This window comes from Pelagimonas sp. KU-00592-HH, assembly GCF_040369695.1.
Classification (GTDB): Bacteria; Pseudomonadota; Alphaproteobacteria; order Rhodobacterales; family Rhodobacteraceae; genus Shimia.
Map to the genome: position 1 here is coordinate 17,314 of NZ_BAABWM010000001.1, position 25,868 is coordinate 43,181.

Here is a 25,868-nt window from a genome sequence, read left to right on the forward strand (position 1 = left end):
TGCTATTCCGGCCTGCTGATAGTCACTTGTGTCACGTCACAGTTTCCGCTGTGAAACGCCGCCGCGCAAGAGGTGAGATAGAAATTCCACATCCGCCGGAACCGGTCATCAAACCCAAGTTCCTGCACCCGGTCCCACTGCGCATTGAATGTCTCGTGCCAGCGCCGCAACGTCTGGCTGTAGCTCTCGCCGAATTCAACCGATTTCACGAAATGCAATCCGGCCCTGGCGACCTCGTCCTTCAGGGCTGCCCGGCTTGGCAGCATACCACCAGGAAATATGTATTTCTGTATAAAATCAACACCTTTCCTGTAAGTCTCAAACCGCTCTTCGGTCAGCGTAATGATCTGCAACGTCGCCTGTTTTCCGGGCCGCAGGCGCTCGCGCACGGTCTCGAAATAGGCCGGCCAATACTTCTCTCCGACCGCCTCGAACATCTCGATACTGGCAATCCCGTCATATTGGCCCTGCTCATCGCGGTAGTCCTGAAGCTTGAAATCAACAAGGTGCGAAAGACCCGCCTTTTCAATGCGTTCCTCGGCAAACTTCAGCTGCTCCTCGCTGATCGTCAGCCCGGTCACCCGCAGCCCGCGCTCCCTAGCAGCATATTCGGCAAACCCGCCCCAGCCACAGCCGATCTCCAGCACGTGATCGCCGGGTTGTGCCCCCATCTCGTCCACCATCGAGGCATATTTCGCCGTCTGCGCCGCCTCCATGCTCTCCTGTCCCGTCTGGAACAGCGCCGAGGAATAGGTCATCGTCTCATCCAGCCACAGGGCATAGAATTCATTCCCGAGATCATAGTGATACGAGATGTTCTTCTTCGCCTGCTCCTTGGTGTTGCGGTTCATCCAATGGCGCATACGTTCGTAAATCCGGACAAAAAACATGCCGGGAAACCCGTCATACAGCACGTCATTGTCACTTTGCAGGAAATCCAAAAACGCCTGAAGGTCCGGTGTGCTCCACCCGCCTTCGATATAGGCATCGCAAAACCCCAGATCCCCCTCGCGCACCAACCGGGCAAAGGTATCCTCGTCATGCACCCTGAGTTCCGCAACAGGCCCCGCCTCCGGCCCCTCGGCCCGGAACACACGCCCATCGGGCATCACGAAATCGATCCGCCCCCGGTTGATCTTGGTGGCAACATCAAAGACGTTGGAAAAATACCTCGGCAGGCCCTCCTGCCCCTCGGTCGTCGTCAGGATCATCCGCTTCCTCCCCTCGCGGTTATGCCCCGATGCTAGGACGGATTGTCGCAATTCGGCAAGATTTTCATACCAATCCGGGAAAACACTGTGTTTCCAGCGCCTTGAAACGGAAAAGGGCGCCCGAAACCGGACGCCCTTGCTTAAATGCACCGTAAATACTCCCGCCGGAGGCATCCCAAGGGCGCCTCTACTGATGCGACTGCGGACTTACAGCACCGCTTCCAGCGCGTTCAGCAACTGGTCGACCTCGGCCTGCGACGTGTAATGTACAAAACTCACGCGCAGCACCCCCTTCTCCATATCGACACCCTGCGCTTCAAGCGCGCGTACCGCATAGAAATCGCCGCCTCCGGCCATGATGCCGTGACCGGCCAGCTCGGCGGCCAGATCCTCTGCCGATCTTTCACAGGCCAGCGCCACGGTCGGTGCCCGCTTCTCGGCATGATCCGGTCCCAACAGTCGCACCGAATTGCGTGCCTTGGCGAAATCCAGCACCGGCTGCAACAGCGTCACCTCCTGCGCACGCATCAGATCATGCACCGCCTCGCCACGCCCCGCATCGGTCTCGGCTGAAACCCCGTGATGGGCCGCCATCGCGTCGATATAATCGGCCATCCCCGCACAGGCCGCCACCTGCGCATGATCCGGTCCTGCCGGCGTGAACCGCTTGTAGAGTACGTCGGCATTGAAATAATGCGCCTGATTGGGAAGCATCATGCCAAGGTTGCGCCGGATCACCATGCAGCCCTGATGCGGCCCATAGGTTTTATAGCTTGAAAACAGGTAGATATCCGCCCCAAGCGCCCCCACATCCGGCAGGCCGTGCGGCGCATAGCTCACACCATCGACGCAGACAAACGCCCCCGCCGCATGGGCCCGCGCGGCAATATCTGCCACCGGATTGATCTCGCCCACCACGTTGGAACAATGCGGGAAACACACCAGCCGCACCTTCTCATCCAGCAAGTCATCAAGTTTTGCCACGTCAAGATGCCCGGTCTCCGGATCAATCTGCCATTCGCGCACCTCGATGCCCGCATCCGCCAGCCGCCGCCACGGGCCGGTATTGGCCTCGTGATCCTGGTTGGTTACGATGATCGCATCGCCCGGTGTCATCCACTGCCGAAAGGCCTGCGCCAGTACATAGGTGTTCTGCGTGGTCGACGGGCCGAAGGACAGCTCATCTGTCTCCACCCCCATCAGCGCGGCAAGACGGCGACGGGCCTCGTCCATTTCCTCACCCCCAAGGCGCGAGGCCTCGTAAGGCGCATAGGGCTGCACCTTGCGCTGGTGGTAAAACCGCATCAGGCGGTCAATCACCGGCTGGCAGGTATAGGACCCGCCCGCATTTTCGAAAAACGCCTGCCCCTGCAAAGCAGGTTCCGCAAAAGCCGGGAACTGATCCCGGACCCAGTTGATATCGAGTGAGGTCATCTTCGCTCCTGTGTCCTCAGAAGCGCACCGGTCCGACAGGTGACCAGACGGGCGCGCAAATTTACCCAATCCGGCAGGTCTTCCAGCCAGCCGCACGGGATGTCTCTCCGTGGGCAGCCGCGCATCACGCGACAATGGCAAATTGCTATCGGGGCTTGCGGAACCGGTCAAGTCGCGGACCTGTCGAAAACGAAAAAAGGGGCCGCGAACGGCCCCTTCTCCATGCGTGAAAAACGCGTGTCTTACTTGCGGCGTTCGCGGGTCAGACCGATAAAGATCGACAGGCACATCAGCACCAGGACGATGGCAAAGGGGAAACCCGTTGCAATCGCTGCGGCCTGCAATGCGCCAAGACCGCCCCCCAGCAACAGCACGATCGCAATCGCACCTTCCAGAACACACCAGAACACGCGCTGTGCGGTCGGTGCGTTGGTCTTGCCGCCTGCGGTGATGGTGTCGATCACCAGCGAGCCTGAGTCCGACGAGGTCACGAAGAACACAACCACGAGGATGATGCCGATGAACGACAGGATGCCGGTCAGCGGAAAGGCCTCGAACATCTTGAACATCTTCAGCTCAAGCGCCGCATCCTTGAGCGCGGCTCCGCCGTCACCCATGATCTGCTCCAGCGCGGCTCCGCCGAAAACGGTCATCCACAGTGCGCCGACGATGGTCGGGATCACGAGAACACAGATGATGAATTCGCGCACGGTACGACCACGCGAAATACGCGCGATGAACATGCCGACGAACGGGGACCAGCTGATCCACCATGCCCAGTAGAAGGTGGTCCAGCCCTGCATGAAGTTGGTGTCTTCACGACCAACCCAGTTCGACAGCGCAGGCAGTTCCTTCACATAGGCCACCATGTTGTCGAAGAACCCGGTCAGGATCGCGACGGTCGGCCCCAGAACAAGCACCAGAAGCAGCAGCACGGCGGCAAGGATCATGTTGGCCTCGGACAGGCGCTTCACACCCTTGTCCAGACCGGCCACCACGGACACCAGCGCAAAGACAGTGATCACGATGATCAGAAGAACCTTCATACCGTCGCTTACCGGCACACCGAAAAGATAGTTCAGACCGGCCAGCGCCTGGCTCGCCCCCAGACCCAGCGAGGTTGCAAGACCGAAGATGGTCGCGAACACGGCCAGAACGTCAATGACATGGCCCAGGAAACCCCAGGTGTACTTGCCGAAGATCGGGTAAAACACCGAGCGCATGGTCAGCGGCAGACCACGGTTGAAGCTGAAGAAGGCCAGCGCCAGCGCCACAACGGCGTAGATCGCCCAGGGGTGCAGCCCCCAGTGGAAGATCGTCGCGGCCATTGCCAGATCACGCGATGCCGCCGCGTCACCGGCAGCGGCCCCAAGCGGTGCCCAGTCGGTCCGAACACCGTTTTCTGCGGCCGTTCCGCCAATCGACGAACCGTAATGCGAAATCGGTTCTGCAACACCCCAGAACACGAGGCCAATGCCCATACCGGCCGCGAACAGCATCGAGAACCACCCCGCATAGCTGTAGTCCGGCTTGGCATCCTTACCGCCCAGACGGATACCGCCATAGGGCGTCACAATCAGGAACAGGCAGAACAGGACAAAGATGTTACATGCGATCATGAACACCCAGTCGAAATTGCTTGTCAAAGCGGGGCGCAACCAGCCAAAGAATTCGCCTGCCTCTTCCTGGAAAACCAGCGAAAAGAACACGAATGCAATGATGGTCAGGCCCGAAACCCCGAAAACGGGGTTGTGAATATCCAGTCCCATGATCTGGATATTGTCCTGGCCGACTTCATAGTCGGCCTCTTTCTTGTCAGACATGACTCTACTCCTCTGTAGTGGGGCAGTGATCGGCCAGATCGGCGGAAACGCGCCTGACAAAATGGACGTCATCTAGACAAAAGCGACAAAGTTTAACGGAAACCGGACAGAAAAAAGACGGCGCTTCCACGGAGGAAGCGCCGCTCACCGAAGACAGGCCTTTCTGGGGATCAAGGCCCGTTTCACCACTAAGAAGCACGTAAGGCGCGCCCGAAACTCTGTCAGGATTGCGGAGGAAACATACATCCCGAACACACCTTACAAAACGACAATTGCCGACCCTTGCGAGTCGGCAACATGATCCAGATCAAATAAATGCTGAATTTGGAATATTTCTTGCGCGCGTCAGCCCAGGGCCGCCCGGATCTTGTCTGCATGCTCCTTCAGAACCCCGAAATCCGCCATCTGTCCCGGCGGACGCAGCTTGACGCCCTCGTGACGCGGCAGCACGTGGTAATGCAGGTGGAACACCTCCTGCCCGCCCGCGGCCTCGTTGAACTGCTGCACGGTCACCCCTTCGGCGCCAAAGGCCTTCATCACCGCGTGGCCCATCCGACGCACGGTCTTCAGGCAGGCCGCGAGTTGTTCGTCCGACGCATCCAGCATGTTGCGGCAGGGCGTTTTCGGAATGATCAGGCAATGCCCGTCCGCACGCGGCATGATGTCCATGAACACATAGGTGTCCTCGTCCTCATACAGCTTCTCGCTGGGGATCTCGCCCCGCAGGATCTTGGCAAAAATGTTGTCGGTGTCGTAGCTCATCAGCCTCTCCAGAATCACTTGCTTGCCCCAAGATTAGCCCGCCGCCTTGGCAAGCGACAGCCAGCCTTCGCCGTTCTGGCAGGCCTGCGCCCGAGCCGCCGCCACCAGAGAGCGTGCAACCCCCTTGGTCCGTCGCCCCGGCACCACGTACAGATAGCGCAGTTCCACACCTCTCTGCCCGCTGAACAGGTCTAGGCGTGGTTCGGTCACCGCATATCCGGTCAGTTCCCCACGGGTTTCCGCCACCAACAGCGTCGCCATTCCCTGTGCGCCGAACACCTCGCGCCAAAGCCCGTTGGCATCCACCTCGGCCTCCTGCCCGCTTTCCTTCGCATCCGCCCGGATCAGCGCCAAAAGCGGCTCCATGTCCGCCACCTTTGCGCCGCGAATAGCCATGTTCTGTGTCATCTCGTGTCTCCAGTCTCCTGTGCCGCGAGACCAGAAACAAAAAGACCGCCTCGCGGCGGTCTCATCACACATACCTGTTCCCGCCAACCCTATGTCGAGGTGGCAAAAAAGAAAGGGGTTCGGTTCAGGTACATCATGCGAGGCACCCTAAGTCGGGAACCGGGCGGCGGTCAACCCCGCCGCCCGGTTCGCCCTTATGCGTTCACGTCAACAACAACGCGGCCCTGCACCTGACCCTTGAGGATATCGGCGCCAAGCTGCGGCAGGTCCGAAAGAACCGCCGGACGGATCATCGCCTCAAGCTTGTCCATCGGCAGGTCCTTGGCAATCCGCTCCCACGCGCGCAGGCGGTTGTCGTAAGGCTGCATCACCGAGTCGATGCCCAACAGGTTCACACCGCGCAGCAGGAACGGAATCACCGTGGCAGGCAGACCGGCACCACCGGCAAGACCCACGGCCGAAACGCTCGCGCCATACTGCATCTGACCCAGAACACGCGCCAGCATGTCGCCGCCCACGGCATCCACACAACCCGCCCATGTCTCTTTCTCAAGCGGACGCTTGGTGGTCTCGTTCAGATCTTCACGCGGGACGATCTGCGTCGCACCCAGCGATTTCAGATAGTCCTCGGTGTCCGGACGGCCGGTGACGCCGGCAACTTCATAACCAAGGTTGGCGAGGATCGCGGTCGCAACCGACCCCACACCACCTGCCGCGCCGGTCACCAGAACCGGACCATTGCCCGGCTTCAGCCCGTGATCTTCCAGCGCCATCACAGCCAGCATCGAGGTGAAACCAGCGGTCCCCACGGCCATCGCCTGCTGCGGGCTCAGACCCTCGGGCAGCGGCACCAGCCAGTCGGCGTTCACACGCGCCTTCTGGGCATAGCCACCCCAGTGCACCTCACCAACACGCCAGCCGGTCAGAACAACCTTGTCACCCGGCTTGTAGCGATCATCGTCCGACGACTCGACGGTTCCGGCAAAGTCGATGCCCGGCACGTGGGGATAGTTGCGCACAAGGCCGCCCCCCTTCGCCGAAAGGCACAGCCCGTCCTTGTAGTTCACCGTCGAATACTCGACGGCCACGGTGACATTGCCCTCGGGCAACTGGTCTTCACCGATCTCCTTGATCGACGCCGACGCCAGGCCCTCTTCGTTCTGTTCCATGATCAATGCGTTGAACATGTCTATCTCCCACTCTTGACCGCGGCCTGCGCCCCGGCTTCATCTCATCCAAATTCCACGCCGCGAGCCAAACCCCGCAGACGCATGTCTCAGGCCCAGAACTGCGCCTTCACTTCTGCCGTCCGCATCCCGTCCGGCGTTTCCACTTCCAGCTTGGTGCCAGCGTCCCAATGGGACTTTTCGACCATGGCAATCGACACGTTGGTCTGGAAATCCGGCGACCATGCCGCCGTCGTGACCTGCCCAACCCATTTGCCATCCGCTAGAAGCGGCCATTCCTTGTCGATCAGCGGGATCTCTCCACCAATCTCGACCGCCCGGATCTGACGTTCCGGCTCGGACCGCGCCATCAGGCCCGCCTTGCCGATATAGTCCTTGGGCGAATTCACGAACTTGCCCAACCCGATCTCGAAAGGCGTGTTGCTCTGGTTCATGTCGTTGCCATAGCTCAGCAACCCGCCCTCGGTGCGCTCCATCGTCGACGGGCACCCGGCCCGCACCTCAAGATCTTCGCCTGCCTTGAACAGCGCGTCCCACAGCGGCATGCCATAGTCCGAACCGTCGAGGTAGATTTCGAAACCACCCTGCTTGGAATAACCCGAGCGCGCGACAACCATCTCGCGACCTTCGAAAGCCAGCTTCTTGTATCGGAAAAAGCGGATATCCCGCACGGCATCGCCAAAGACCCGCGCCATCAGCTCATCCGTCTTCGGCCCCTGCACCGCCAATGGGCTGACGTCAGGCTCCCAAACACGCACGTCCAACCCAAGGGCATCCGCCACCCCCGCCACATATTGCAGGTAATCGCTGTCCGCGATGGAGATCCAGAAATGATCCTCGGCTAGTTTCACCAGCACCGGATCGTTGAGCATACCGCCGTTGCGATCAATCGCCGGCATGTAATAGCACTGGTCCGCCGCCATCTTGTCGAGATCACGCGGGCTCAGCATATCCAGAAGCTTGCGCGCGTCCGGCCCCTGCACCGCCACCTGGCGTTCACAGGACACGTCCCAGACCTGCACATGGGTCTTGAGGTGACGATAGTCTTCCTCCTGCGAGGCAAAGACCGAGGGCAGGATCATGCGGTTGTAAACCGTGCACACGGTCATGCCCGCCGCTTTGACACCCTCACTGAATGGCGTACGCCGCACCCGGCGCGATGGAAAGATCATGGCCATCTGTCAATCTCCAGCGGTCCCGCTCCCAAAGCGGCCGCTCGTTGTTCGCTTGCGTTTCCGGCAGACCGGGAATGTCTTCCCGCTCCGCCGTCCTTAACTGTGGATCAGCGCGGACCGTGCCAGTCGATCTGGCAGATCTCGGCCGACCGTCCATCAAAGTCCCAGACTCGGCCATAGGCGCGCACACGGCCTTTCGACGCGGTGGCCACGGTGATGTCCGGACCCATCCAGTACTTGGTGTTCTTGATGACGATCTCTTCGTCCTTGTCCTTGCCTTCCACCGGGAAGACAACGCCGTCGATCTTGCGGCCCACGGTGATGTGGCGGGTCTTGCCATCGGTCTCATAGCTGACCGGCTGACGCTCAACGCCGATGATCTCGCCGACCAGAACGCTGAACAGACCAGTCGTGCCCTTGGCCTTGCCCGAGAAGATATCAATCAGCGCGTAATAGGCTTCGGTGCTGGCGCGTTCGTCGATGAACAGCGCGACTTTCCAGTTGCCGCGGCTCATCATGCCCGGGATCTCGATCAGCAGACCGATGTTCAGCCCCGACAGGTCCACGTCGCCATAATGGCCTTCGTCGATCCGCACACCACCCCAGGTCTGGCAGTGGCCCTCTGTCGGCGGATGCAGACCCAGCGACACAACGCAGGGGCAGAACACCGTACAGTTACAGTTCAGGATCAATTCGCCCTTGATACCCCACGGAATGGTGCCGAGACCCGACTTCGCGGACTCCGGGTGGCGGTTGTCAATCTTGACAGGCGCCTCGATACGATCAGATGCCATTGGCTTTCCTCCTCATCTCACAATTCAAAAGGCGCCCACCCCGACAAAGACCGCGCCTCCAATAAGCGCGAACCCAAGCGGCCGTGTCACCCAACGCCCGATATCGGGCAGTTTCTCCAAAACCATGATCACTGTCGCCAGCCCCATGAAAGCGATGTTCATAACCCCGCCGACGAACGCCAGGAGCATCAGCGCCCAGCAACATCCAAGACAAACCAGCCCAAGCCGCACCCCGTTGCGCAGCGCCCCCTCGTCCCAGTGCTGCATGAAAAACATCATCGGCGCGCGGCACTTGCTCAGGCAGGCCTCCTTGACGGTCGAAAACTGGTATCCCCCCGCGACCAACAGCAGGAAGGCCGACAAAAGCGCCGAACGGCTGTCACCAAAGGTCGTGACCAGATCAGCTGCGAAAAGCGCCATCTGCACCGACGCGGCAATCACCGAAAACCCGATCCAGACCACGAGATAGCCCCAGACCAGATGCGCAAACCGCCCGCTGGAGGTGGTTTTGCTCAGCTCTTCATAGGTGGCAAAAGCGGGCAATGCGGTTGGTGCCATCATCGCCGCCGACATCAGGACCCACATCAGGAACACGCGCAGGAACCCGGCCGCATCCGGCGTCACCGTGCACAGGCTCTCCCAGAACTCCGCCCCATAGATCATGCCCGCCTCGCGCATTTCGGCAGGCAGGGCCATCGCGAACAGCATCGCCCAGGCGGCCAGAATGCCCCCGAACAGGGCAAGCCAGTGCCAACCGGTCATAGCTCTGATGCGCGCTGCTACCACGGCAGTCTCTCCGACGACTCAATCCTTGTATTTAAATTGTCAGACAATTAAACTCAGATCAAACAATAAATGTCAGACAAATGAAAATAGACCCCAAAAGCCGCGCCGACCTCTCTGCCCAGATTGCCAAGGCGATCCGCGACTCCATCATAAACGGTGAGATGGACGTCGACGAACGCCTGCCGTCCGAGGCGGAACTGTCCGAACAGTTCGACGTCTCCCGCCCCACCGTGCGCGAAGCCTTGAAACGCCTTGCAGCCCAGAACCTGATCCGCACCCAACGCGGCGCGTCCGGCGGCGCCTTCGTGCGCCGTCTGTCCTATGAAGACGCCTACGCCAACCACATCACCACCTCGACACTTCTTCTGTCGATGAACGCGGTGGATTTCGAAACCGCCTGCGAAGCCCGCTATGCCCTTGAACGGGCTTGCGCCCCGATGTCCGCCAAGCGCCGCTCACCCGACCACCTCGCCACCATGCGCGCCGAGATTCACCGCCAGTCCCAACCCGGCCTGACCGACGAGAGTTTCTGCGACAGTGACGTCGCCTTTCACCGCGCACTGGTCGATGGCGCCGACAACCCCGTACTCTCCTATCAACTTGCCGGCGCGGTCGAGGCCATGCAGCCGCTGATGAACATGATCACCTTCACCGAACGCAACCGCGAGATGATCGTCGGCCTGCACACCCGCATCGCCGACGCCCTCGAAGCCCGGAATGCCGAAGACGCAGACACAGCCCTTGCGGAACTCACGGCCTACACCCTGCAACTGGGTGAAGAGGCCATGAAAGCGCGCGAAGCGCGCACGGCCAAATGAAACGAGCGCCCCGATGATCATCCGCAAGCGCGCCGACATCGAACAGACCGACAGGTTTGTCCACTGGGGCAACGGCACCAGCCACCGCTTTTTGGTGGATTCCGACGGCATGGGTTTCACCCTGTGCCACACGATCGTTTTCGCGGGCACCTCTACCGAGTTGAAATACGAAAACCATCTCGAGGCCTGCTACTGCATTCAGGGCGCAGGCTGGGTCAGCAGCGGCGGCAAAACACATCGCATTGAACCGGGCACCCTCTATGCGCTCGACCAACACGATGAACATGTCCTCACCGCCGATGATGCGGGCGATCTTGTTCTGGTGAGCGTCTTCAACCCGCCCCTGACGGGCACGGAATCCCACGACCCGAACGCCGAAGGCCCATCCGGTTATTGAATTGGTAACTGTCGGAAATCACCGCACTTTCCTTTAGGGTTTAGCGATTTCCCGACCGCGCACCTCCGTAATACTGACATGATACCGACGTAATACCGACGTGGGTTTCACCGTTAACCTGCCAGCCCTCAAACCCCTTGCAACCGCCCCGATTGCCGCCTATCTAAGCCCTGTTCCCTCGGGAACTATGGACATAAACGCGCTCATAATAAGCGGATCGGACCCGGGGGCGGTACCCGGCGGCTCCACCAACATCCTTCGTTTGGGGATCAAGGGGCCGAAATAGGATCGACGAACGTCTAAAGGGGTTAGCTTTGTCTCGGCTGTCTGCCACCGTTATCGGCGAAACTAGTACAATTGCAAACGACAATCGTGCTCCGGTTGCTCTGGCTGCGTAAGCAGTTCGAGTCGAACCGACTTTAAGCCCTGATGCCTAGCCGCGTCAGGCGGGGTTCGCAGGTACCTGGCAACAGAAACCTGCACTCACTTCCCTTAACCAAATCCTCAGACCTCTGGCTTAGCCTGCTTCTTGCGCGACCTGCACAGGAGCATTTAACCCAATGGGAAAAAAAGAAATTCTGGAAGAATGGTATCGTCGCGTCTGGCGCGAGGGCGAACTTGAAGCAATAGATGAGCTATTCACCCCAGACACGCGGGCAGCCGGACTAATCCCCGAAATGCGCATGGGGCCAACCGAGTTTCGCGAACTTGTCCCGATGTTCCTCGAACTGGTCGACAGCCCGGAATTCACACTCGACAAGGTCATGGAAGACGGCGATTGGGCCGCGGCGCTCTTGTCCGTCAATGCCACCGTTTCCGCCACCGGAAAACCCGTCTTCGCCACTGGTCAGCTTTTTGCTCGCTTCGAGGGGGATACAATGGTCGAAACCTACAATTGCTTTGATTTCATGGGCTTCTTTGAACAACTCGATCTCCTGCCCGAGCAATCCATGGCCCTCTGCCTCACGGGACAGGCCATCGGCTAAACCCGCCGCGGATTTTGCTTGCGAGAATCGTGACACCGTGTTGCTTGCCCTACATGAGCACCACACCGACACTGCCCGACCTCTTCCGCGTCTTTGGCCGCATCGGCATCCTGTCTTTTGGCGGGCCCGCGGCCCAGATCAGCCTGATGCACCGCGAATTGGTCGATCGCACCGGCTGGATCAAGGAAGAGCAGTTTCTGGGTGCCCTTTCCTTCTGCATGTTCCTTCCCGGCCCCGAAGCGATGCAACTTGCCACCTACGCCGGCTGGAAGCTACGCGGTGTCCCCGGCGGGCTAATCGGTGGCCTGCTGTTCGTTCTGCCCGGCGCGCTTACCATTTCTTTACTGGCCTACCTCTATATTGCCTTCGGATCGGTGCCCGCTGTTGAGGCGGCCTTTCTGGGCATTCAGGCAACGGTGATCGCGATCATAGTTCAGGCGATGTTTCGCCTGTCTTTCAAGGTGTTGAACGGAGCGCTAAACCTGATCGTTGCGGCACTCAGTTTCCTCTGCCTTTACACGGGCCTCCTGCCTTTCCCAGCGGTGATCCTGCTTGCGGGCATATTGGGTGCCCTGCTTGCACAACCCGAGGCAAGTACTGACGCGCCCGCGTCACCGATGCACAATCGGCCCCTTTCGACCGTGTTGACCTGGGCCGGTCTCTGGGCCGCCCCCATCCTGTTGGTATGGATGCTGGACCACCAGTTCCTGCTGACTCTCGCCCTGTTTTTCTCGAAACTGGCCGTGGTTACCTTCGGAGGTGCCTACGCAGTGCTTGCCTATATGGTTCAGGCCGTGGTGAACGACTATCAGTGGCTGGAAACTGCCCAAATGATGGACGCTCTTGGCCTCGCCGAAACGACTCCCGGTCCGCTCATCCTCGTCACCCAGTTCACCGGCATCCTTGCAGGCCACGCCCAAGGCGGCCTTTCGCTGGCGATCCTGGCGGGCCTTCTTACGCTATGGTGCACCTTCATACCGTGTTTTCTCTGGATTTTCGCGGCTGCTCCCTACGTGGAAAACCTGCTTTCCCAACCCAGGCTCACAGGCGCTTTGCAAATGATTTCTGCCGCCGTTCTTGGCGTCATCGTAAACCTAAGCCTTTGGTTTGCAATGCACTTCCTGTTCGACGAAGTGTCCCAAACAGTCTTTGGCGCGGTTCCAAAACTTGACAGTTTCGCGATGATGCCAGCTTTCCTTGCAGGCGTTGCCGCGCTTCTTCTGCTCGCTTTAAGGCTGCCCCTTCTGGCAACTCTCGCCGCCATGGCTGTGCTCGCAACCGGAATTTCCCTTACGTAAATTAATCCCGTACAGGCCACGTAAAATTTGCCTGCCTCTCTTTTGTTTCCCTCCGAATCTTCTATGGTGGGAGACAGATCTTCCAATGGTGAACCGATGCCCCGAACTATCGACTACGGAAACCTTATGCACCGTGCCATGCGCAGCCTGATTCAGGATGTGTTATGCGACGTTGAAAAGAACGGTCTTCCGGGTGAGCATCACTTTTTCATCACCTTTGACACCCACCACCCCGACGTTCAGATCGCGGATTGGCTGGTGGATCGTTACCCCGGCGAAATGACCGTCGTCATGCAGCACTGGTATGAAAACCTGCATGTCACCGACGAAGGGTTCTCGGTCACGCTGAACTTCGGCGACTCTCCGGAGCCGCTCTACATTCCCTACGATGCCATCAAGACCTTCGTTGATCCCTCGGTCGAGTTCGGTCTGCGCTTTGAAACGCAGGACGATGACGATGATCTCGAAGATCTGGAAGACATTGTCGAAGAAGACGAGATCGAAGCAGAGGACGAACCCGAACGCAAAGAAGCCGACGTTGTCAGCCTTGACAGCTTCCGCAAGGGATAAATCCTGCGACTGGGCCAATTTGCCGCCGCGCGCCCATTGTATTCCACTGTATACCGCATTGAAATTCTCGCCGGTTTCTCTATGAAACGGGCTGACACTGTTACGGAGCCTGACCGATGACCAACACCCGCACCGAAACCGACAGCTTTGGCCCTCTCGAGGTGCCCTCCGACAAGTATTGGGGCGCACAGACCCAACGCTCGATCATGAACTTCCCGATCGGCTGGGAAAAACAGCCTGTTGCCATCGTCCGTGCGCTGGGCGTGATCAAACAGGCCTGCGCAATGCAGAACAAGGCCACCGGCAAGATGGACGCCAAGATCGCAGACGCCGTCATTCAAGCGGCAAGCGAAGTGGTTGCGGGCAAGTTTGACGACAACTTCCCGCTCGTCGTCTGGCAGACGGGGTCTGGCACCCAGTCGAACATGAACTCGAACGAGGTGATCGCCAACCGTGCCATCGAAATCCTCGGCGGCGTGATTGGGTCCAAGGATCCGGTTCACCCCAACGATCACTGCAACATGGGCCAGTCCTCGAACGACACCTTCCCGACCGCGATGCATATCGCCGCCGCGATGACCGTGCATGACGTTCTGCTTCCCGGCCTGAACAAGCTGGCTGCAGGCCTTGAGCAGAAGTCCGAAGAATTCAAGGACATCATCAAGATCGGCCGCACCCACACCCAGGATGCAACCCCGCTGACCCTGGGCCAGGAATTCGGCGGCTACGCCCACCAGATCCGTCAGGGCATTGCCCGCGTCGAAGCCGCCCTGCCCGGCATCTATGAGCTCGCACAAGGCGGCACCGCGGTTGGCACCGGCCTGAACACCCAGAAAGGCTGGGGCGAAGCCGTGGCGGCCAACATGGCAGAAATCACCGGCCTTCCCTTCGTGACGGCCCCCAACAAGTTCGAAGCTCTGGCAGCACATGATGCGATGGTCTTCATGTCCGGCGCTCTGGTAACCGTTGCCGGTGCGATGTACAAGATCGCCAACGACATCCGCTTCCTCGGCTCGGGCCCCCGTTCGGGCCTTGGCGAACTGATCCTGCCTGAGAACGAACCCGGCTCGTCGATCATGCCGGGCAAGGTCAACCCGACCCAGGCCGAAGCGATGACGCAGGTTGCCGCGCACGTCATGGGCAACAACGCCGCGATGACCTTCGCCGGTTCGCAGGGCCACTTCGAGCTGAACGTCTACAACCCGATGATGTCCTACAACCTGCTGCAATCCATGCAGTTGCTGGGCGACGTCGCAGATAGCTTTACCGAACGCATGCTGCTGGGCATCAAGGCCAACGAGCCGCGCATCGACAAGCTGATGAAAGAGTCGCTGATGCTGGTTACCGCCCTGGCACCGACCATCGGCTATGACAACGCAACCACCGTTGCGAAGACCGCCCACAAGAACGGCACCACGCTCAAGGAAGAAGCCATCGCGCTTGGCTTTGTTGACGAAGCCACCTTCGACGCAGTTGTGCGCCCCGAGCAGATGATCGGGCCGAAAGACTGATGTCAGAGCCGGTCAATCTGAACCGGTTCAGAAAACAAAAAGCGCGGGCCGAGAAAAAGGCCCGTGCTGACGAAAACGCGGTGAAATTCGGCCGGACGAAGGCAGAGAAACAACGCGAAACGGCAGAGCGCGAAAAATCCATCCGGCACATTGACGATCACAAGCGTGAAGAGCCATGAGCGCGCGCCCTGTCAAACGCTCGCTTACTCTTCGCGGCCACCGCACCAGCGTTTCGCTTGAAGATGCCTTCTGGAATGCCTTCAAAGATATCGCTGAAGAAAAGAAACAACCAATCAACGCCTTGGCGGCTGATATTGATGCCGAACGCGAACTGGAAACCGGACTAGCCACTGCCATCCGGCTCTTCGTTCTCGATCACTACAAACGCAAATCTGAAAGCTGAAGTCTCAGGCGGCCTCGCTCGCCACAAGCCGGATGCGTTCGATCATCGCACGCAGGCCATTTGACCGTTGCGATGACAGGTGTTCATTCATGCCAAGCCGTTCCATCTCGGCACGCGCATCAACCTTGCCCACCTCTGTAACGGGCAACTCGTTATAGAGAGCACGAAGGACCGCGATCAAACCTCTTACGATCATCGCGTCGCTATCACCATCAAAGGAAAACACCCCCCCTTCGATCTTGGGATGCAGCCAGACCTGGGAGGCACAGCCATCCACCTTGGTCGCCGGAACTTTCAGCGCATCATCCAACGGATCCATCGCCTTGCCCAACTCGATGACATGGCGATATCGGTCTTCCCAATCCTCGATGAACTCGAAGTCCTCGACGATCTCTTCGAATGCGGCAGTGGCCATGTTCTGCTCCCTCTTGGCTTTCTTTTCAACTAGGCCGCAAAAAGGAAAAGGTCCAGCCCCCGATGGATGCTTTTCAACTGGCTCGGGATACGATAATTGTTCCTGCAAAAGTTGACGAGGTCGAGCCGATGAACAAGAAACTGCTCTTTGCCATTTTGATTGCAACGACAGGTCTCAGCGCCTGCTCGACGCGGCTGAACCCGTTCAACTGGTTTGGCCGTAGCGAAGAGGTTGCAGCGTCTACCACCGAGACAAAAGAAGTAAACCCTCTAATCCCTGCAAAACGTGAAGGCGGATTGTTCAGTAGACCAGAAGCAGCCTACGCGGGCACACCAGTATCTCAGATCAAGGAACTTGCCGTTGAACGCGTCCCCGGAGGAGCCATCATCCGCGCGGTGGGTTTGGCCAACGTACAGGGTGCCTATGATGTTGCCTTGCAGGCGCGCAACGATGGCGTACCTCAAAAAGGTGTTCTGACTTTCGATTTCCTCGCAGTTCAGAACCCAAGATCCCCACAGGGCGGGCCAGAAGCCACGCGCTTGCTCACCGGTGCTATCCAGATGACCGATCAGCAGCTTGAGGGCGTTCGTACAATTCAGGTGGTTGGAGAAAGCAACGCGCGCCAAACGCGCCGCCGTTGATCAGTTCAAGCGAATGGTCTTTACCGAATTGCCCTTGGCCGCGAGGGCAATTTTCCCTTCGCACAGGCGAAGGGCTTCCTCACCAAACACTTCGTGACGCCAACCGCTGAGTGCCGGCACATCTCTCTCGCCAGCGGCAATAAGATCCAGGTCCGACGCTGTTGCAATCAACTTGGACGCCACACCGGAACTCTCGGTTTTCGCCTTAAGCAAAACGCGAAGAAGATCAGCCAAGGCCTGATTAACCTGAAGCTTTTCACGCGAGGTATCTACACGAGGCATCTCTTCCGGCTTGCATTCGGTGCCAACCTTGATCGCCGCCAGAATACCGTCTGCGATTTCGCCCTTTCGGGCTTCACGCAGCAGAAGGCGCGAGCGCCCCAGGTCTTGCATGCTGCGAGGCTTCGTCGACGCAAGCTCGATGAGCGCATCATCCTTGAACACGCGATTGCGGGGAATATTCCGGCTTTGCGCATAGCCTTCACGGAAGCGCGCAAGCTCTCTGACGACCGCAAGAAACTTTGGTGTCGTCGTACGTGTCTTTACCCGCTTCCACGCTTCCGACGGACGGATTGTGTAGGTTTCGGGATTGGTGAGGATCTGGATTTCCTCGGCCACCCAATGCGTACGGCCATTTTCAGCAATCTTGGCAGCAAGGAACTCATAGATCTTGCGCAGGTGTGTCACGTCGGCAATCGCGTACTTCTGCTGTGCTTCGGTAAGGGGACGGCGCGACCAATCCGTAAATCTGCTGGATTTATCAAGACCCTGCTTGGCGATCTTGCGAACAAGGGTTTCATAGCCAACCTGCTCACCAAAGCCGCAGACCATCGCAGCGACCTGCGTGTCAAACAGCGGCTCAGGGAAAACCTTGGCCTCAACAAAGAATATTTCCAGGTCCTGCCGCGCGGCGTGGAACACCTTGACGACAGATGTATCCCGAAACAGTTCGTAGAGGGGCTCCAGCGACAGGTCGCCCACCAGAGGGTCAACCAGAACGGCATCATCGCCGTCGTGATCGGGCACCGCAAGCTGGATCAGACACAACTTCGAATAGTATGTCCGCTCTCGCAGGAACTCGGTGTCGATCGTTACATAAGGCTTGGTCCGCGCCAGTTCACAAAACTGGGCCAGTTCCTCGGTCGTGGTCAGAGTTTTCATACTCGGGGCGTCTTCATTTGTTGTTCTGTATTCCCTGAAGCAAGCCTTACGGGGAAAACAGGTGAATTGCAAATGCGCCCCCGGAAGGTCGCATCAAAGCTCGAGAAAGCTCGTGTCGCCTGCCGCGAATCTTCGCAACACTGCAGGATAAAGCTTGTGCTCCTGCGTCAAAACCCGCGCGGCCAAGGCGTCAGGGGTATCCCCGTCGAGAACCGGCACACGGGCCTGACCAAGCATCGGTCCATCGTCAAGCGCGGGCGTCACCAGGTGCACCGTGCAGCCATGCTCGGCATCCCCTGCCTCAAGTGCACGCGCATGTGTGTGAAGCCCCTTGTACTTGGGCAGCAAAGAAGGATGGATATTGAGCATCCGACCTTCCCAGGGCGCCACAAAGCTCTCGGTCAGGACACGCATGAAACCGGCAAGGCAGAGGATATCGGGCTGAACCCTGTCCAACTCTGCCTGCAGCGCCTTCTGAAAGGCTTCCCGGTCTCCCTTGAAGGGGCGGTGGTCGACAACCGCGGTTGCAACACCCATGTCCGCCGCTTTTTTCAGACCGCCTGCCTCTGCATCATTGGCAAGCACAAGAACGGGCTCTGCCGGATGGTCGCCGCTTTGCATATCTTCGACGAGGCGGACCATGTTGGAACCGCCCCCGGAGATGAAGATCGCTACGCGTTTCTTCACAGGAGCTTGCCCGAGTAGCGCATGCCCGCGCCTTCGGTGACGGTCCCGAGACGGAACACACTTTCGCCCTGCTCTTCGAGGCCAGCCGCAAGCGCATCTGCCTGCTCGGCGTCCACGACAAGGATCATGCCGATGCCACAGTTGAAGGTCTTGAGCATTTCTGCTTCTTCCATGCCACCGGTCTTCGCCAGCCATTGGAAAACCGCCGGCAGATCCCAAGCGCCAAGATCGATATCTGCCCCCAGATCATCAGGCAGCACGCGCGGCAGGTTCTCGGTCAGGCCACCGCCGGTGATGTGGGCCAGAGCATGCACGCCCCCTGCCCGCACGGCATTTAGCGACTGCTTCACATAGAGACGCGTCGGTGCCAGCAGCGCTTCGCCCAGGGTACCTTCGCCCCAAGGACAGTCGGCATCCCAGCCCAGTCCGGAGATTTCAACCAGCTTACGCACCAAGCTATAGCCGTTCGAGTGAACACCATTCGACCCCAGGCCCAGCAGGACATCGCCCGCCTTGACGCCAGCCGGCAGATCCGCGCCACGCTCCATTGCGCCAACGGCAAACCCCGCGAGGTCAAAATCGCCCGCTTCATACATGCCGGGCATTTCCGCGGTTTCACCACCGATCAGCGCGCAGCCCGACTGATAACAGCCCTCGGCAATGCCTTCGATAATGCGCGCGGCCTTTTCGGTCTCCAGCTTGCCAGTGGCAAAGTAGTCGAGGAAGAACAGCGGCTCGGCGCCCTGACAGACCAGATCGTTGACACACATGGCGACCAGATCGATACCCACGCCATCGACGTTGCCCGTATCGATGGCAATGCGCAGCTTGGTACCAACGCCGTCTGTCGCACCAACGAGGATCGGATCGACATAGCCCGCATCTTTCAGGTCAAACAATGCCCCGAACCCGCCAAGGCCCGCCATGACACCCGAACGCATGGTGCGCTTCGCTGCCGGTTTGATCCGATCCACAAGGGCGTTGCCCGCGTCAATATCCACGCCCGCGTCTGCATAGGTGATGCCGTTCTTGCCGTCGCTCATGGTCCACTCCGTATTTCGCTTGCGCAGGCACTAGACCATAGCTGCACCAGAGGCAACGGTAAGCCTTGACGCGGGCGCGGCTTCTGGTAGCAAAAGGGCCTCAAGGTAGGGCCTGTAGCTCAATTGGTTAGAGCAGAGCGCTCATAACGCTTTGGTTGCGGGTTCAAGTCCTGCCGGGCCTACCAAAATTTCCCGAATCGAAATTACCGTGCAATGACGATGTCGGCGCAAAGCCCGCCCATTTCCTCGCTTTCACCAAGGCGCAGAACACCGCCATGGGCACGCGCGACATCGGCCGCGATGGACAGCCCAAGACCGACACCCGTTCCCTTGTTCTGGTTCCGCGCGGGATCAAGGCGGGCAAAGGGCTTGATCGCCTCGCTGCGGGCTTCCGCCGGGATGCCCGGGCCGTCATCTTCCACACGAATACGAAGTGACTTATCTGAAAGACGCACCGAAACACGCACGGCATTCCCATAGCGTACGCCGTTGCCAATCAGATTTTCCAGCGCCCGCTTGATACCGACCACACGAAGCGGAATCGTGCCCTCGCCTTCGACCGATCCCAAGGTCACATTCGTGCCGCCTCGCGCGGCATCTTCTACGGCACTTTTGACGAACTGGATCGGATCCGTAAGTTCCGGCTCCCCTTCGTGCGCGCCGCGGGCAAAGCTCAGGAACTCGTCCAGCAAACGCTGCATGTCTTCTACATCCCGCTCAAGGGGTTCGGCATCGTCGTGATCCAAAAGGCTAAGGCCTAGTTTCAGGCGCGTCAGGGGGGTGCGCAGGTCGTGGCTCACTCCGGAAAGCATCAGGGTGCGCTGTTCAATCTGCCGCTCAATCCGCGCACGCATATCAAGAAAGGCATTGCCCGCAGACCTGACCTCAATCGCACCGCCAGGTGTATAGGCAACATGCCGCCCGCGTCCGAAGGCCTCGGCCGCAGCGGCGAGACGGGTGATCGGGCGCAACTGATTGCGCAGGTAGACATATGCAATCAAGGTCATCAATCCGCCAAAAAACACCATGTTCACCAAAAGCTGGTGAGGATTGGTCGCAGAAACGCGCAGGCGGTCAAACTCGAACGTCGCCAAACCTTGAGCGGTCGCGGCATAAACGAGAATTTTCCTGTTGTCCGGAAGCTCGACCCCACGTACCGACGGCACCAGTTGTTCCAAGGTTCTTATGACAACGAGGCCCGAGAAATCGTACCAACGCCGAAAGTCCTCCTGGGGCGGCCGCTCCCCAAGCACCACCGTGTACTCTAGAGAATCGGCAAGACGCATAAACCCCGCCATGTCGCCCCCCTTGTCGGACTGCGCAAGGGTATCGATAAGCAGAACCAGTTCACGCGAAACAGTACGCGTCATCTGTTCCGTCACGTCCTCGAAATGTCGCTGGATGAATACGAAGGACACCACCAATTGCAGCGTCACGACCGGCAGGATGAGAATCATCGCCGCGCGACCATAAAGCCCTCTGGGTAAATAAAGTTTGAGCCACCTGAAGTTCATGAGCTAAACCATGCCGTGAGCAGTACTGGAAGGAAAGACTATGGACGCGGAAATCCTGAAATTCGATCCCCCTGCGGGCGTAGCACAAGATCTGGAACTCGGTCTGCGCCGCCTTCTTGCACCAAATCCATCGCCGATGACCTTCCGTGGTACCAATACCTATCTTCTTGGCACCAAGGAGATCGCCGTCATCGATCCCGGCCCTGACCTTGATGACCATCTCGACGCCATCCTCGCGTCCATCACGGGCGATCAGCGGATTTCACATATCCTTGTCACCCACGCACATGTGGATCACTCCCCCCTGTCGCGAAAACTCGCAAAAGCAACCGGCGCGCCGGTGCTGGCCTTTGGTGACGTTTTCGCCGGCCGTAGCCCTGTCATGGCCGATCTCGCGGCGCGTGGCCTTGCAGGGGGCGGCGAAGGCGTTGATGCAGAGTTCGTTCCCGACCAGATTGTCCGCGAAGGCGAGATCATCTCGGCCGACGGCTGGGAAGTCGAGGCCATCCACACACCGGGCCACTTTGGTAATCACCTCGCATTTGCCTGGGGCGATGCCTGTTTCACAGGGGATCTTGTCATGGGATGGGCAAGCTCGCTTGTTTCGCCCCCCGACGGGGATTTGACCGACTTCATGACCTCTTGTCGACGCCTCAACCAAAGAAAGTGGCGCGTCTTTCACGCCGGACACGGCGCACCGATCGAAGCGCCGAACGACCGGTTGGACTGGCTGATTGCCCACCGCGAGGGGCGTGAACGCGAAATTTTGGAGACCCTTGGCAAGACAGGCGCGGCCAGAGCCTATGACCTCGCCTGCCAGATTTACACGGAAACCCCGACGGCGCTGATGGGGGCCGCGACGCGAAATGTCTTTGCGCACCTCGTTGACCTGACAGGAAGAGGCATTGTTAGACCACAGCAAACCCTTGAATCAGAAGCCATTTTCGAACTCACCTGACTTTTTGAAACGAAAACGAAAAAAATATGACGCCCCCTCTGGACGCCGCAAATATCGTTGGCTATACGGTGCCTCGTGTTCCGGCGTAGCTCAGCGGTAGAGCAGTTGACTGTTAATCAATTGGTCGTAGGTTCGATCCCTACCGCCGGAGCCAGACCTTCCTCGGAAGGTGCTACAAGATTGATGTTCCGGCGTAGCTCAGCGGTAGAGCAGTTGACTGTTAATCAATTGGTCGTAGGTTCGATCCCTACCGCCGGAGCCAATCTTCTCCCTCTCCTCGCATAATTCCAGACTGTATCGGTCATCCGAGGTCTCGTGTGACCAAGAACTCGAATTCCCGATTCCCGGCAAATTTGGGCCACATTGATCTGCTTTACTTTAGGGACAACAATCCCTCGCGCGCCAGTCGGCGCATACCGGCTGGCCTGCACAAAACAGGAGCAGTCTCATGCCATTCACAGGCCAGGAAACCCCGCCCAAGCAACCGGCGCAGCAAAAACCGCAGGCGCCCAAGGATGAGCCGCGCAAGCCGACATTTTCGGATTGGGCCTCTATCTGAATCGGTGACACGGTCGTTTGGGCTTCGTATTGTCCGCGAATGTCCCGTCCCGTTTCGTCACTCCGCAATCTCGGCCCCGCCGTAGAGGCCGCCTGCGCAAGGGCCGGCATCCACTCTGCCGAAGATCTCATTGCCCTTGGTGCGGATGAGACATATCGGCGTTTGCTCGCAAACGGCACCAAGCCGCATTTCATTGGCTACTACGTCCTTGTGATGGCACTTCAAGGACGGCCCTGGAATGATTGTCAGGGCAAGGAAAAAGACGATTTGCGCATTCGCTTTGATGCCCTCAAATCCGAACACACCGCCAAAAAGAAAAAGGATCGCCCCGAACTCGAAGCGATCCTTGATGAGATCGGGGTAATCCCCCGGAAACTCTAGTTTATTCTGTCTTAGCCAACCAGCTCGAGGCCCGAGAAGAAGTAGGCGATCTCGACAGCTGCGGTTTCCGGAGCGTCGGAACCGTGAACCGAGTTTTCGCCAACCGATTCAGCGAACTCTGCGCGGATGGTACCTTCGGCGGCATCGGCCGGGTTCGTTGCGCCCATGACTTCGCGGTTCTTCGCGATGGCACCTTCGCCCTCCAGAACCTGTGCAACGATCGGAGCCGAAGCCATGAACTCGCACAGTTCGTCGTAGAAGGGGCGCTCTTTGTGAACAGCGTAGAACTCGCCCGCTTGCGCTTTGGTCAGGTGAATACGTTTCTGAGCAACGATGCGCAGGCCCGCTTCTTCGAACTTGGCGTTGATTTTACCGGTCAGGTTGCGGCGGGTTGCATCGGGTTTGATGATCGAGAAGGTGCGTTCCAGAGCCATGATTTTCCCTCGGCTTGAAAGTTGAAATTGCGCGGGCATTAACATGCAGGCGCTGCTTTGGGAAGACCCTTGCAACCAAAGTGTTCCCCAACTTCCCGACAGCCCTCTTACGACCAGGCGCCACCCAAAGCACAGCAACAGCCTTCGAATGTGAAAATGCAGATAATTGACTTAATTCGAAATTTCTCTCTAACTAAAAAAAACAAGCTAATACTGAAAACCTAACTTGGTCTAATTTTGGAACAAATAGAAGAAACACAGGATGCACTATGCGCCGTCACACATTGCTCTCGCCTTGTCGGGGGCAAATGGAAGCTGATCATCCTGTTCAGGATTTCGGGTAAATTGAACCGTTTCGGTGCCCTGCACCGCGCAATCCCCGGCATCACCAAACAGATGCTGACGCAGCAACTGCGCGAGTTGGAGGCTGACGGCATCCTGAACCGCAAGGTTTTTGCGGAAATTCCGCCACGTGTTGAGTATTCGCTTACCAAACGCGGCCGCAGCATCATGCCGCTGGTCAAGGCCATGAAAGCCTGGGGCGAAGAGGACCTTCGCAAAGCCGAAGAGGCCAAGCGCCGAAATCAACTTGATTTGCCGCTGTGACAAGGCCGATCCGTCATTGACAAGCCCTATCCCCTGATAGACTTGTCTCAGCCATGTTGCGGATTGAAGATATCTCCTATTCGGTGGCCGGCAGGCCGCTCATCGTGAACGCTTCGGCGACCATTCCGACAGGTCACAAGGTTGGCCTCGTTGGGCGCAATGGCACGGGTAAAACCACCCTCTTCCGTTTGATCCGGGGCGAGCTGGCCCTTGAAACCGGATCGCTGTCGATACCGCAACGCGCCCGTATTGGTGGCGTCGCCCAAGAGGTTCCGTCGTCCAATGTGTCACTGCTGAATACGGTCCTGGCCGCTGATACCGAACGCTCTGCCCTAATGGCCGAGGCGGACACCGCCCAAGACCCTGCCCGTATTGCGGAAATCCAGACCCGACTTGCCGATATCGACGCCTGGAGCGCCGAGGCGCGGGCGTCCTCGATCCTCAAGGGGCTCGGTTTCGAATTCGAGGATCAGTCTCGTCCCTGTTCCGATTTCTCGGGAGGTTGGCGTATGCGCGTTGCACTGGCCGCGGTTCTGTTTTCACAGCCCGACCTGCTTTTACTCGACGAACCGACCAACTATCTCGACCTTGAAGGCGCGCTTTGGCTTGAGAGCTATCTCGCCAAGTATCCGCATACCGTCATCATCATCAGCCACGACCGTGGCCTGTTGAACCGCGCCGTGGGCTCGATCCTGCACCTCGAAGACAAGAAGCTCACCTTCTATCAGGGGCCTTACGACCAGTTCGCCAAGCAACGCGCAGAGAAACTGGCGCAGGCCGAGGCGATGTCGAAGAAACAGGAAGCCAGACGCGCGCACCTTCAGTCTTACGTCGACCGCTTCCGCTACAAGGCGGACAAGGCGAAACAGGCGCAATCCCGCCTGAAGGCGCTTGCCCGAATGGAACCGATTTCTTCTCCGCAAGAAGCCGCCCTGCGCAGTTTTGCCTTTCCCAAGCCGGAAGAGCTTTCTCCGCCGATCATCCGTGTCGAGAGTGGTGCCGTTGGGTACACCGATACTCCTGTCCTCAAACGTCTGAACCTGCGGATCGATCAGGACGACCGCATCGCGCTTCTCGGTAAGAACGGGCAAGGCAAATCCACCCTATCAAAACTCCTGTCCGACCGCCTTGTGCTGATGGACGGACAGATGGTGCGCTCGAACAAGTTGCGCATCGGGTACTTTGCGCAGCATCAGGTGGACGAGTTGCATCTCGACGAAACGCCTCTTGATCACTTGCGCCGGGAACGTCCCGATCATCTTCCGGCGAAACTCCGCGCCATCCTCGCGGGTTTTGGCCTGGGCGCGGATCAGGCGGAAACCGTGGTGGCTCAGCTCTCCGGCGGACAAAAGGCGCGGCTATCGCTGCTGCTTGCAACACTGGATGCGCCACACCTTCTGATCCTCGACGAACCCACCAACCACCTCGACATCGAAAGCCGCGAGGCGCTTGTCGAGGCGCTGACCGATTACTCGGGCGCGGTGATCCTCGTCAGCCACGACATGCACCTGCTGAGCATGACCGCCGATCGTCTTTGGCTGGTGTCAGACGGAACTGTAAAACCCTACGAGGGCGATCTCGAAACCTACCGCACCGAACTGCTTGCTTCGGACAAACCTGCGCAAAAGCCCAAGGCCGAAGTACAAGCCCCCAAGAAAGCGTCGCGTGACACGATCCTTGCCCTGCGCTCAGATGTGCGCAAGTGCGAAGCGCGGGTCGAAAAACTGACCGAGATGCGCGAGAAGCTGGATGAGAAACTCGCCGATCCGACTCTCTACGAGGCGGGCAAGACCGATGACATTGCCAAGTGGCAGAAGAAACATGCCGAAGTTCTGGACGGTCTCGAACGCGCCGAAGCGCTTTGGATGGACGCCCTCGAAAAGCTTGAAACCGCCGAAGCTTGAAC

The 25,868-nt window shown here is 58.8% G+C and carries 28 protein-coding genes, 3 tRNA genes and 1 other RNA gene; 17 read left to right on the plus strand and 15 right to left on the minus strand.

The window, feature by feature from the left end; genetic code table 11:
* Positions 1–2 precede the first annotated feature (2 nt).
* From ABWV42_RS00100 to ABWV42_RS00140, 9 genes are all read right to left on the minus strand, one after another.
* Positions 3–1,211, minus strand: a complete 1,209-nt coding sequence (locus ABWV42_RS00100; protein WP_353338361.1) for a class I SAM-dependent methyltransferase — start codon at positions 1,209–1,211, stop codon at positions 3–5.
* A gap of 207 nt (positions 1,212–1,418) precedes the next feature.
* Positions 1,419–2,645: an aminotransferase class V-fold PLP-dependent enzyme gene (locus ABWV42_RS00105; RefSeq protein WP_353338362.1), complete on the minus strand. Its 1,227-nt coding sequence runs from the start codon at positions 2,643–2,645 to the stop codon at positions 1,419–1,421.
* 242 nt (positions 2,646–2,887) lie between these two features.
* Positions 2,888–4,468: a BCCT family transporter gene (locus tag ABWV42_RS00110; RefSeq protein ID WP_353338364.1), complete on the minus strand. Its 1,581-nt coding sequence runs from the start codon at positions 4,466–4,468 to the stop codon at positions 2,888–2,890.
* 345 nt (positions 4,469–4,813) lie between these two features.
* Complete coding sequence (locus ABWV42_RS00115) at positions 4,814–5,233, minus strand: HIT family protein (protein ID WP_353339497.1); 420 nt, start codon at positions 5,231–5,233, stop codon at positions 4,814–4,816.
* Between the two features lie 30 nt (positions 5,234–5,263).
* The gene (locus tag ABWV42_RS00120) at positions 5,264–5,638 is read right to left on the minus strand and encodes a GNAT family N-acetyltransferase (RefSeq protein WP_353338365.1); all 375 of its coding nucleotides are present in this window, start codon (positions 5,636–5,638) and stop codon (positions 5,264–5,266) included.
* A 194-nt stretch (positions 5,639–5,832) separates the two neighbouring features.
* On the minus strand, positions 5,833–6,825 hold the full coding sequence (acuI, locus tag ABWV42_RS00125; protein WP_353338366.1) for an acryloyl-CoA reductase: 993 nt from the start codon (positions 6,823–6,825) through the stop codon (positions 5,833–5,835).
* Positions 6,826–6,914: 89 nt separating this feature from the next.
* Positions 6,915–8,003 (minus strand): dimethylsulfoniopropionate demethylase, encoded by a 1,089-nt coding sequence (locus ABWV42_RS00130; protein WP_353338367.1) that lies wholly within the window; start codon positions 8,001–8,003, stop codon positions 6,915–6,917.
* 104 nt (positions 8,004–8,107) lie between these two features.
* Positions 8,108–8,794, minus strand: a complete 687-nt coding sequence (locus ABWV42_RS00135; protein WP_353338368.1) for a DUF1326 domain-containing protein — start codon at positions 8,792–8,794, stop codon at positions 8,108–8,110.
* Positions 8,795–8,818: 24 nt separating this feature from the next.
* Positions 8,819–9,556, minus strand: a complete 738-nt coding sequence (locus tag ABWV42_RS00140) for a DUF2182 domain-containing protein (RefSeq protein ID WP_353338369.1) — start codon at positions 9,554–9,556, stop codon at positions 8,819–8,821.
* A 104-nt stretch (positions 9,557–9,660) separates the two neighbouring features.
* Between ABWV42_RS00140 and ABWV42_RS00145 the strand changes: the two genes are divergently transcribed.
* From ABWV42_RS00145 to ABWV42_RS00185, 9 genes are all read left to right on the plus strand, one after another.
* Entirely contained in the window at positions 9,661–10,398 is a 738-nt protein-coding gene (locus tag ABWV42_RS00145; protein WP_255107921.1) for a FadR/GntR family transcriptional regulator, read from the plus strand.
* A gap of 13 nt (positions 10,399–10,411) precedes the next feature.
* Positions 10,412–10,795, plus strand: a complete 384-nt coding sequence (locus tag ABWV42_RS00150) for an ectoine synthase (RefSeq protein ID WP_353338370.1) — start codon at positions 10,412–10,414, stop codon at positions 10,793–10,795.
* A 133-nt stretch (positions 10,796–10,928) separates the two neighbouring features.
* Positions 10,929–11,279: a transfer-messenger RNA gene (ssrA, locus tag ABWV42_RS00155) on the plus strand.
* Positions 11,280–11,355: 76 nt separating this feature from the next.
* Entirely contained in the window at positions 11,356–11,781 is a 426-nt protein-coding gene (locus ABWV42_RS00160; protein WP_353338371.1) for an ester cyclase, read from the plus strand.
* Positions 11,782–11,834: 53 nt separating this feature from the next.
* Positions 11,835–13,079: a chromate efflux transporter gene (chrA, locus tag ABWV42_RS00165; RefSeq protein ID WP_353338372.1), complete on the plus strand. Its 1,245-nt coding sequence runs from the start codon at positions 11,835–11,837 to the stop codon at positions 13,077–13,079.
* A 96-nt stretch (positions 13,080–13,175) separates the two neighbouring features.
* A complete protein-coding gene (locus ABWV42_RS00170; RefSeq protein WP_255107925.1) occupies positions 13,176–13,649 on the plus strand; it encodes an SspB family protein in 474 nt (157 codons plus the stop codon).
* Positions 13,650–13,765: 116 nt separating this feature from the next.
* A complete protein-coding gene (gene fumC / locus ABWV42_RS00175; RefSeq protein WP_353338373.1) occupies positions 13,766–15,160 on the plus strand; it encodes a class II fumarate hydratase in 1,395 nt (464 codons plus the stop codon).
* The gene (locus ABWV42_RS00180; protein WP_353338374.1) at positions 15,160–15,339 is read left to right on the plus strand and encodes a DUF4169 family protein; all 180 of its coding nucleotides are present in this window, start codon (positions 15,160–15,162) and stop codon (positions 15,337–15,339) included. Before fumC ends, ABWV42_RS00180 begins: the two co-directional genes overlap by 1 nt.
* Positions 15,336–15,563 (plus strand): ribbon-helix-helix domain-containing protein, encoded by a 228-nt coding sequence (locus ABWV42_RS00185; RefSeq protein WP_353338375.1) that lies wholly within the window; start codon positions 15,336–15,338, stop codon positions 15,561–15,563. The genes ABWV42_RS00180 and ABWV42_RS00185 overlap by 4 nt, the downstream gene beginning before the upstream one ends.
* A 4-nt stretch (positions 15,564–15,567) precedes the next feature.
* Here ABWV42_RS00185 and ABWV42_RS00190 read toward each other — a convergent pair whose 3' ends face one another.
* Complete coding sequence (locus ABWV42_RS00190) at positions 15,568–15,978, minus strand: SufE family protein (protein ID WP_353338376.1); 411 nt, start codon at positions 15,976–15,978, stop codon at positions 15,568–15,570.
* 62 nt (positions 15,979–16,040) lie between these two features.
* Between ABWV42_RS00190 and ABWV42_RS00195 the strand changes: the two genes are divergently transcribed.
* Positions 16,041–16,619 carry a hypothetical protein gene (locus ABWV42_RS00195; RefSeq protein ID WP_353338377.1) on the plus strand — a complete coding sequence of 193 codons (579 nt, stop codon included), beginning with the start codon at positions 16,041–16,043 and terminating at the stop codon, positions 16,617–16,619.
* Here the strand turns inward: ABWV42_RS00195 and rnd are convergent, their stop codons facing one another.
* From rnd to purM, 3 genes are all read right to left on the minus strand, one after another.
* On the minus strand, positions 16,620–17,780 hold the full coding sequence (rnd, locus tag ABWV42_RS00200; protein WP_353339498.1) for a ribonuclease D: 1,161 nt from the start codon (positions 17,778–17,780) through the stop codon (positions 16,620–16,622).
* A gap of 93 nt (positions 17,781–17,873) precedes the next feature.
* Positions 17,874–18,467, minus strand: coding sequence for a phosphoribosylglycinamide formyltransferase (gene purN / locus ABWV42_RS00205; RefSeq protein WP_353338378.1), 594 nt, complete (start codon positions 18,465–18,467; stop codon positions 17,874–17,876).
* On the minus strand, positions 18,464–19,510 hold the full coding sequence (gene purM / locus ABWV42_RS00210; RefSeq protein ID WP_353338379.1) for a phosphoribosylformylglycinamidine cyclo-ligase: 1,047 nt from the start codon (positions 19,508–19,510) through the stop codon (positions 18,464–18,466). Before purM ends, purN begins: the two co-directional genes overlap by 4 nt.
* Positions 19,511–19,618: 108 nt before the next feature.
* Between purM and ABWV42_RS00215 the strand changes: the two genes are divergently transcribed.
* Positions 19,619–19,695 (plus strand) — tRNA-Ile (locus tag ABWV42_RS00215).
* Positions 19,696–19,713: 18 nt separating this feature from the next.
* Here ABWV42_RS00215 and ABWV42_RS00220 read toward each other — a convergent pair.
* The gene (locus ABWV42_RS00220) at positions 19,714–21,024 is read right to left on the minus strand and encodes an ATP-binding protein (RefSeq protein ID WP_353338380.1); all 1,311 of its coding nucleotides are present in this window, start codon (positions 21,022–21,024) and stop codon (positions 19,714–19,716) included.
* A 40-nt stretch (positions 21,025–21,064) separates the two neighbouring features.
* Between ABWV42_RS00220 and ABWV42_RS00225 the strand changes: the two genes are divergently transcribed.
* From ABWV42_RS00225 to ABWV42_RS00240, 4 genes are all read left to right on the plus strand, one after another.
* The gene (locus ABWV42_RS00225; RefSeq protein WP_353338381.1) at positions 21,065–21,982 is read left to right on the plus strand and encodes an MBL fold metallo-hydrolase; all 918 of its coding nucleotides are present in this window, start codon (positions 21,065–21,067) and stop codon (positions 21,980–21,982) included.
* A 79-nt stretch (positions 21,983–22,061) separates the two neighbouring features.
* Positions 22,062–22,136 (plus strand) — tRNA-Asn (locus ABWV42_RS00230).
* A gap of 33 nt (positions 22,137–22,169) precedes the next feature.
* Positions 22,170–22,244 (plus strand) — tRNA-Asn (locus ABWV42_RS00235).
* A 336-nt stretch (positions 22,245–22,580) separates the two neighbouring features.
* The gene (locus ABWV42_RS00240; protein ID WP_353338382.1) at positions 22,581–22,922 is read left to right on the plus strand and encodes a TfoX/Sxy family DNA transformation protein; all 342 of its coding nucleotides are present in this window, start codon (positions 22,581–22,583) and stop codon (positions 22,920–22,922) included.
* Positions 22,923–22,933: 11 nt separating this feature from the next.
* Here the strand turns inward: ABWV42_RS00240 and ndk are convergent, their stop codons facing one another.
* The gene (ndk, locus tag ABWV42_RS00245; RefSeq protein WP_255107945.1) at positions 22,934–23,356 is read right to left on the minus strand and encodes a nucleoside-diphosphate kinase; all 423 of its coding nucleotides are present in this window, start codon (positions 23,354–23,356) and stop codon (positions 22,934–22,936) included.
* A 237-nt stretch (positions 23,357–23,593) separates the two neighbouring features.
* Between ndk and ABWV42_RS00250 the strand changes: the two genes are divergently transcribed.
* Both ABWV42_RS00250 and ABWV42_RS00255 read left to right on the plus strand, forming a co-directional pair.
* Positions 23,594–23,962 (plus strand): winged helix-turn-helix transcriptional regulator, encoded by a 369-nt coding sequence (locus tag ABWV42_RS00250; protein WP_353338383.1) that lies wholly within the window; start codon positions 23,594–23,596, stop codon positions 23,960–23,962.
* Positions 23,963–24,015: 53 nt separating this feature from the next.
* Positions 24,016–25,866 (plus strand): ABC-F family ATP-binding cassette domain-containing protein, encoded by a 1,851-nt coding sequence (locus ABWV42_RS00255; protein ID WP_353338384.1) that lies wholly within the window; start codon positions 24,016–24,018, stop codon positions 25,864–25,866.
* Positions 25,867–25,868 lie beyond the last annotated feature (2 nt).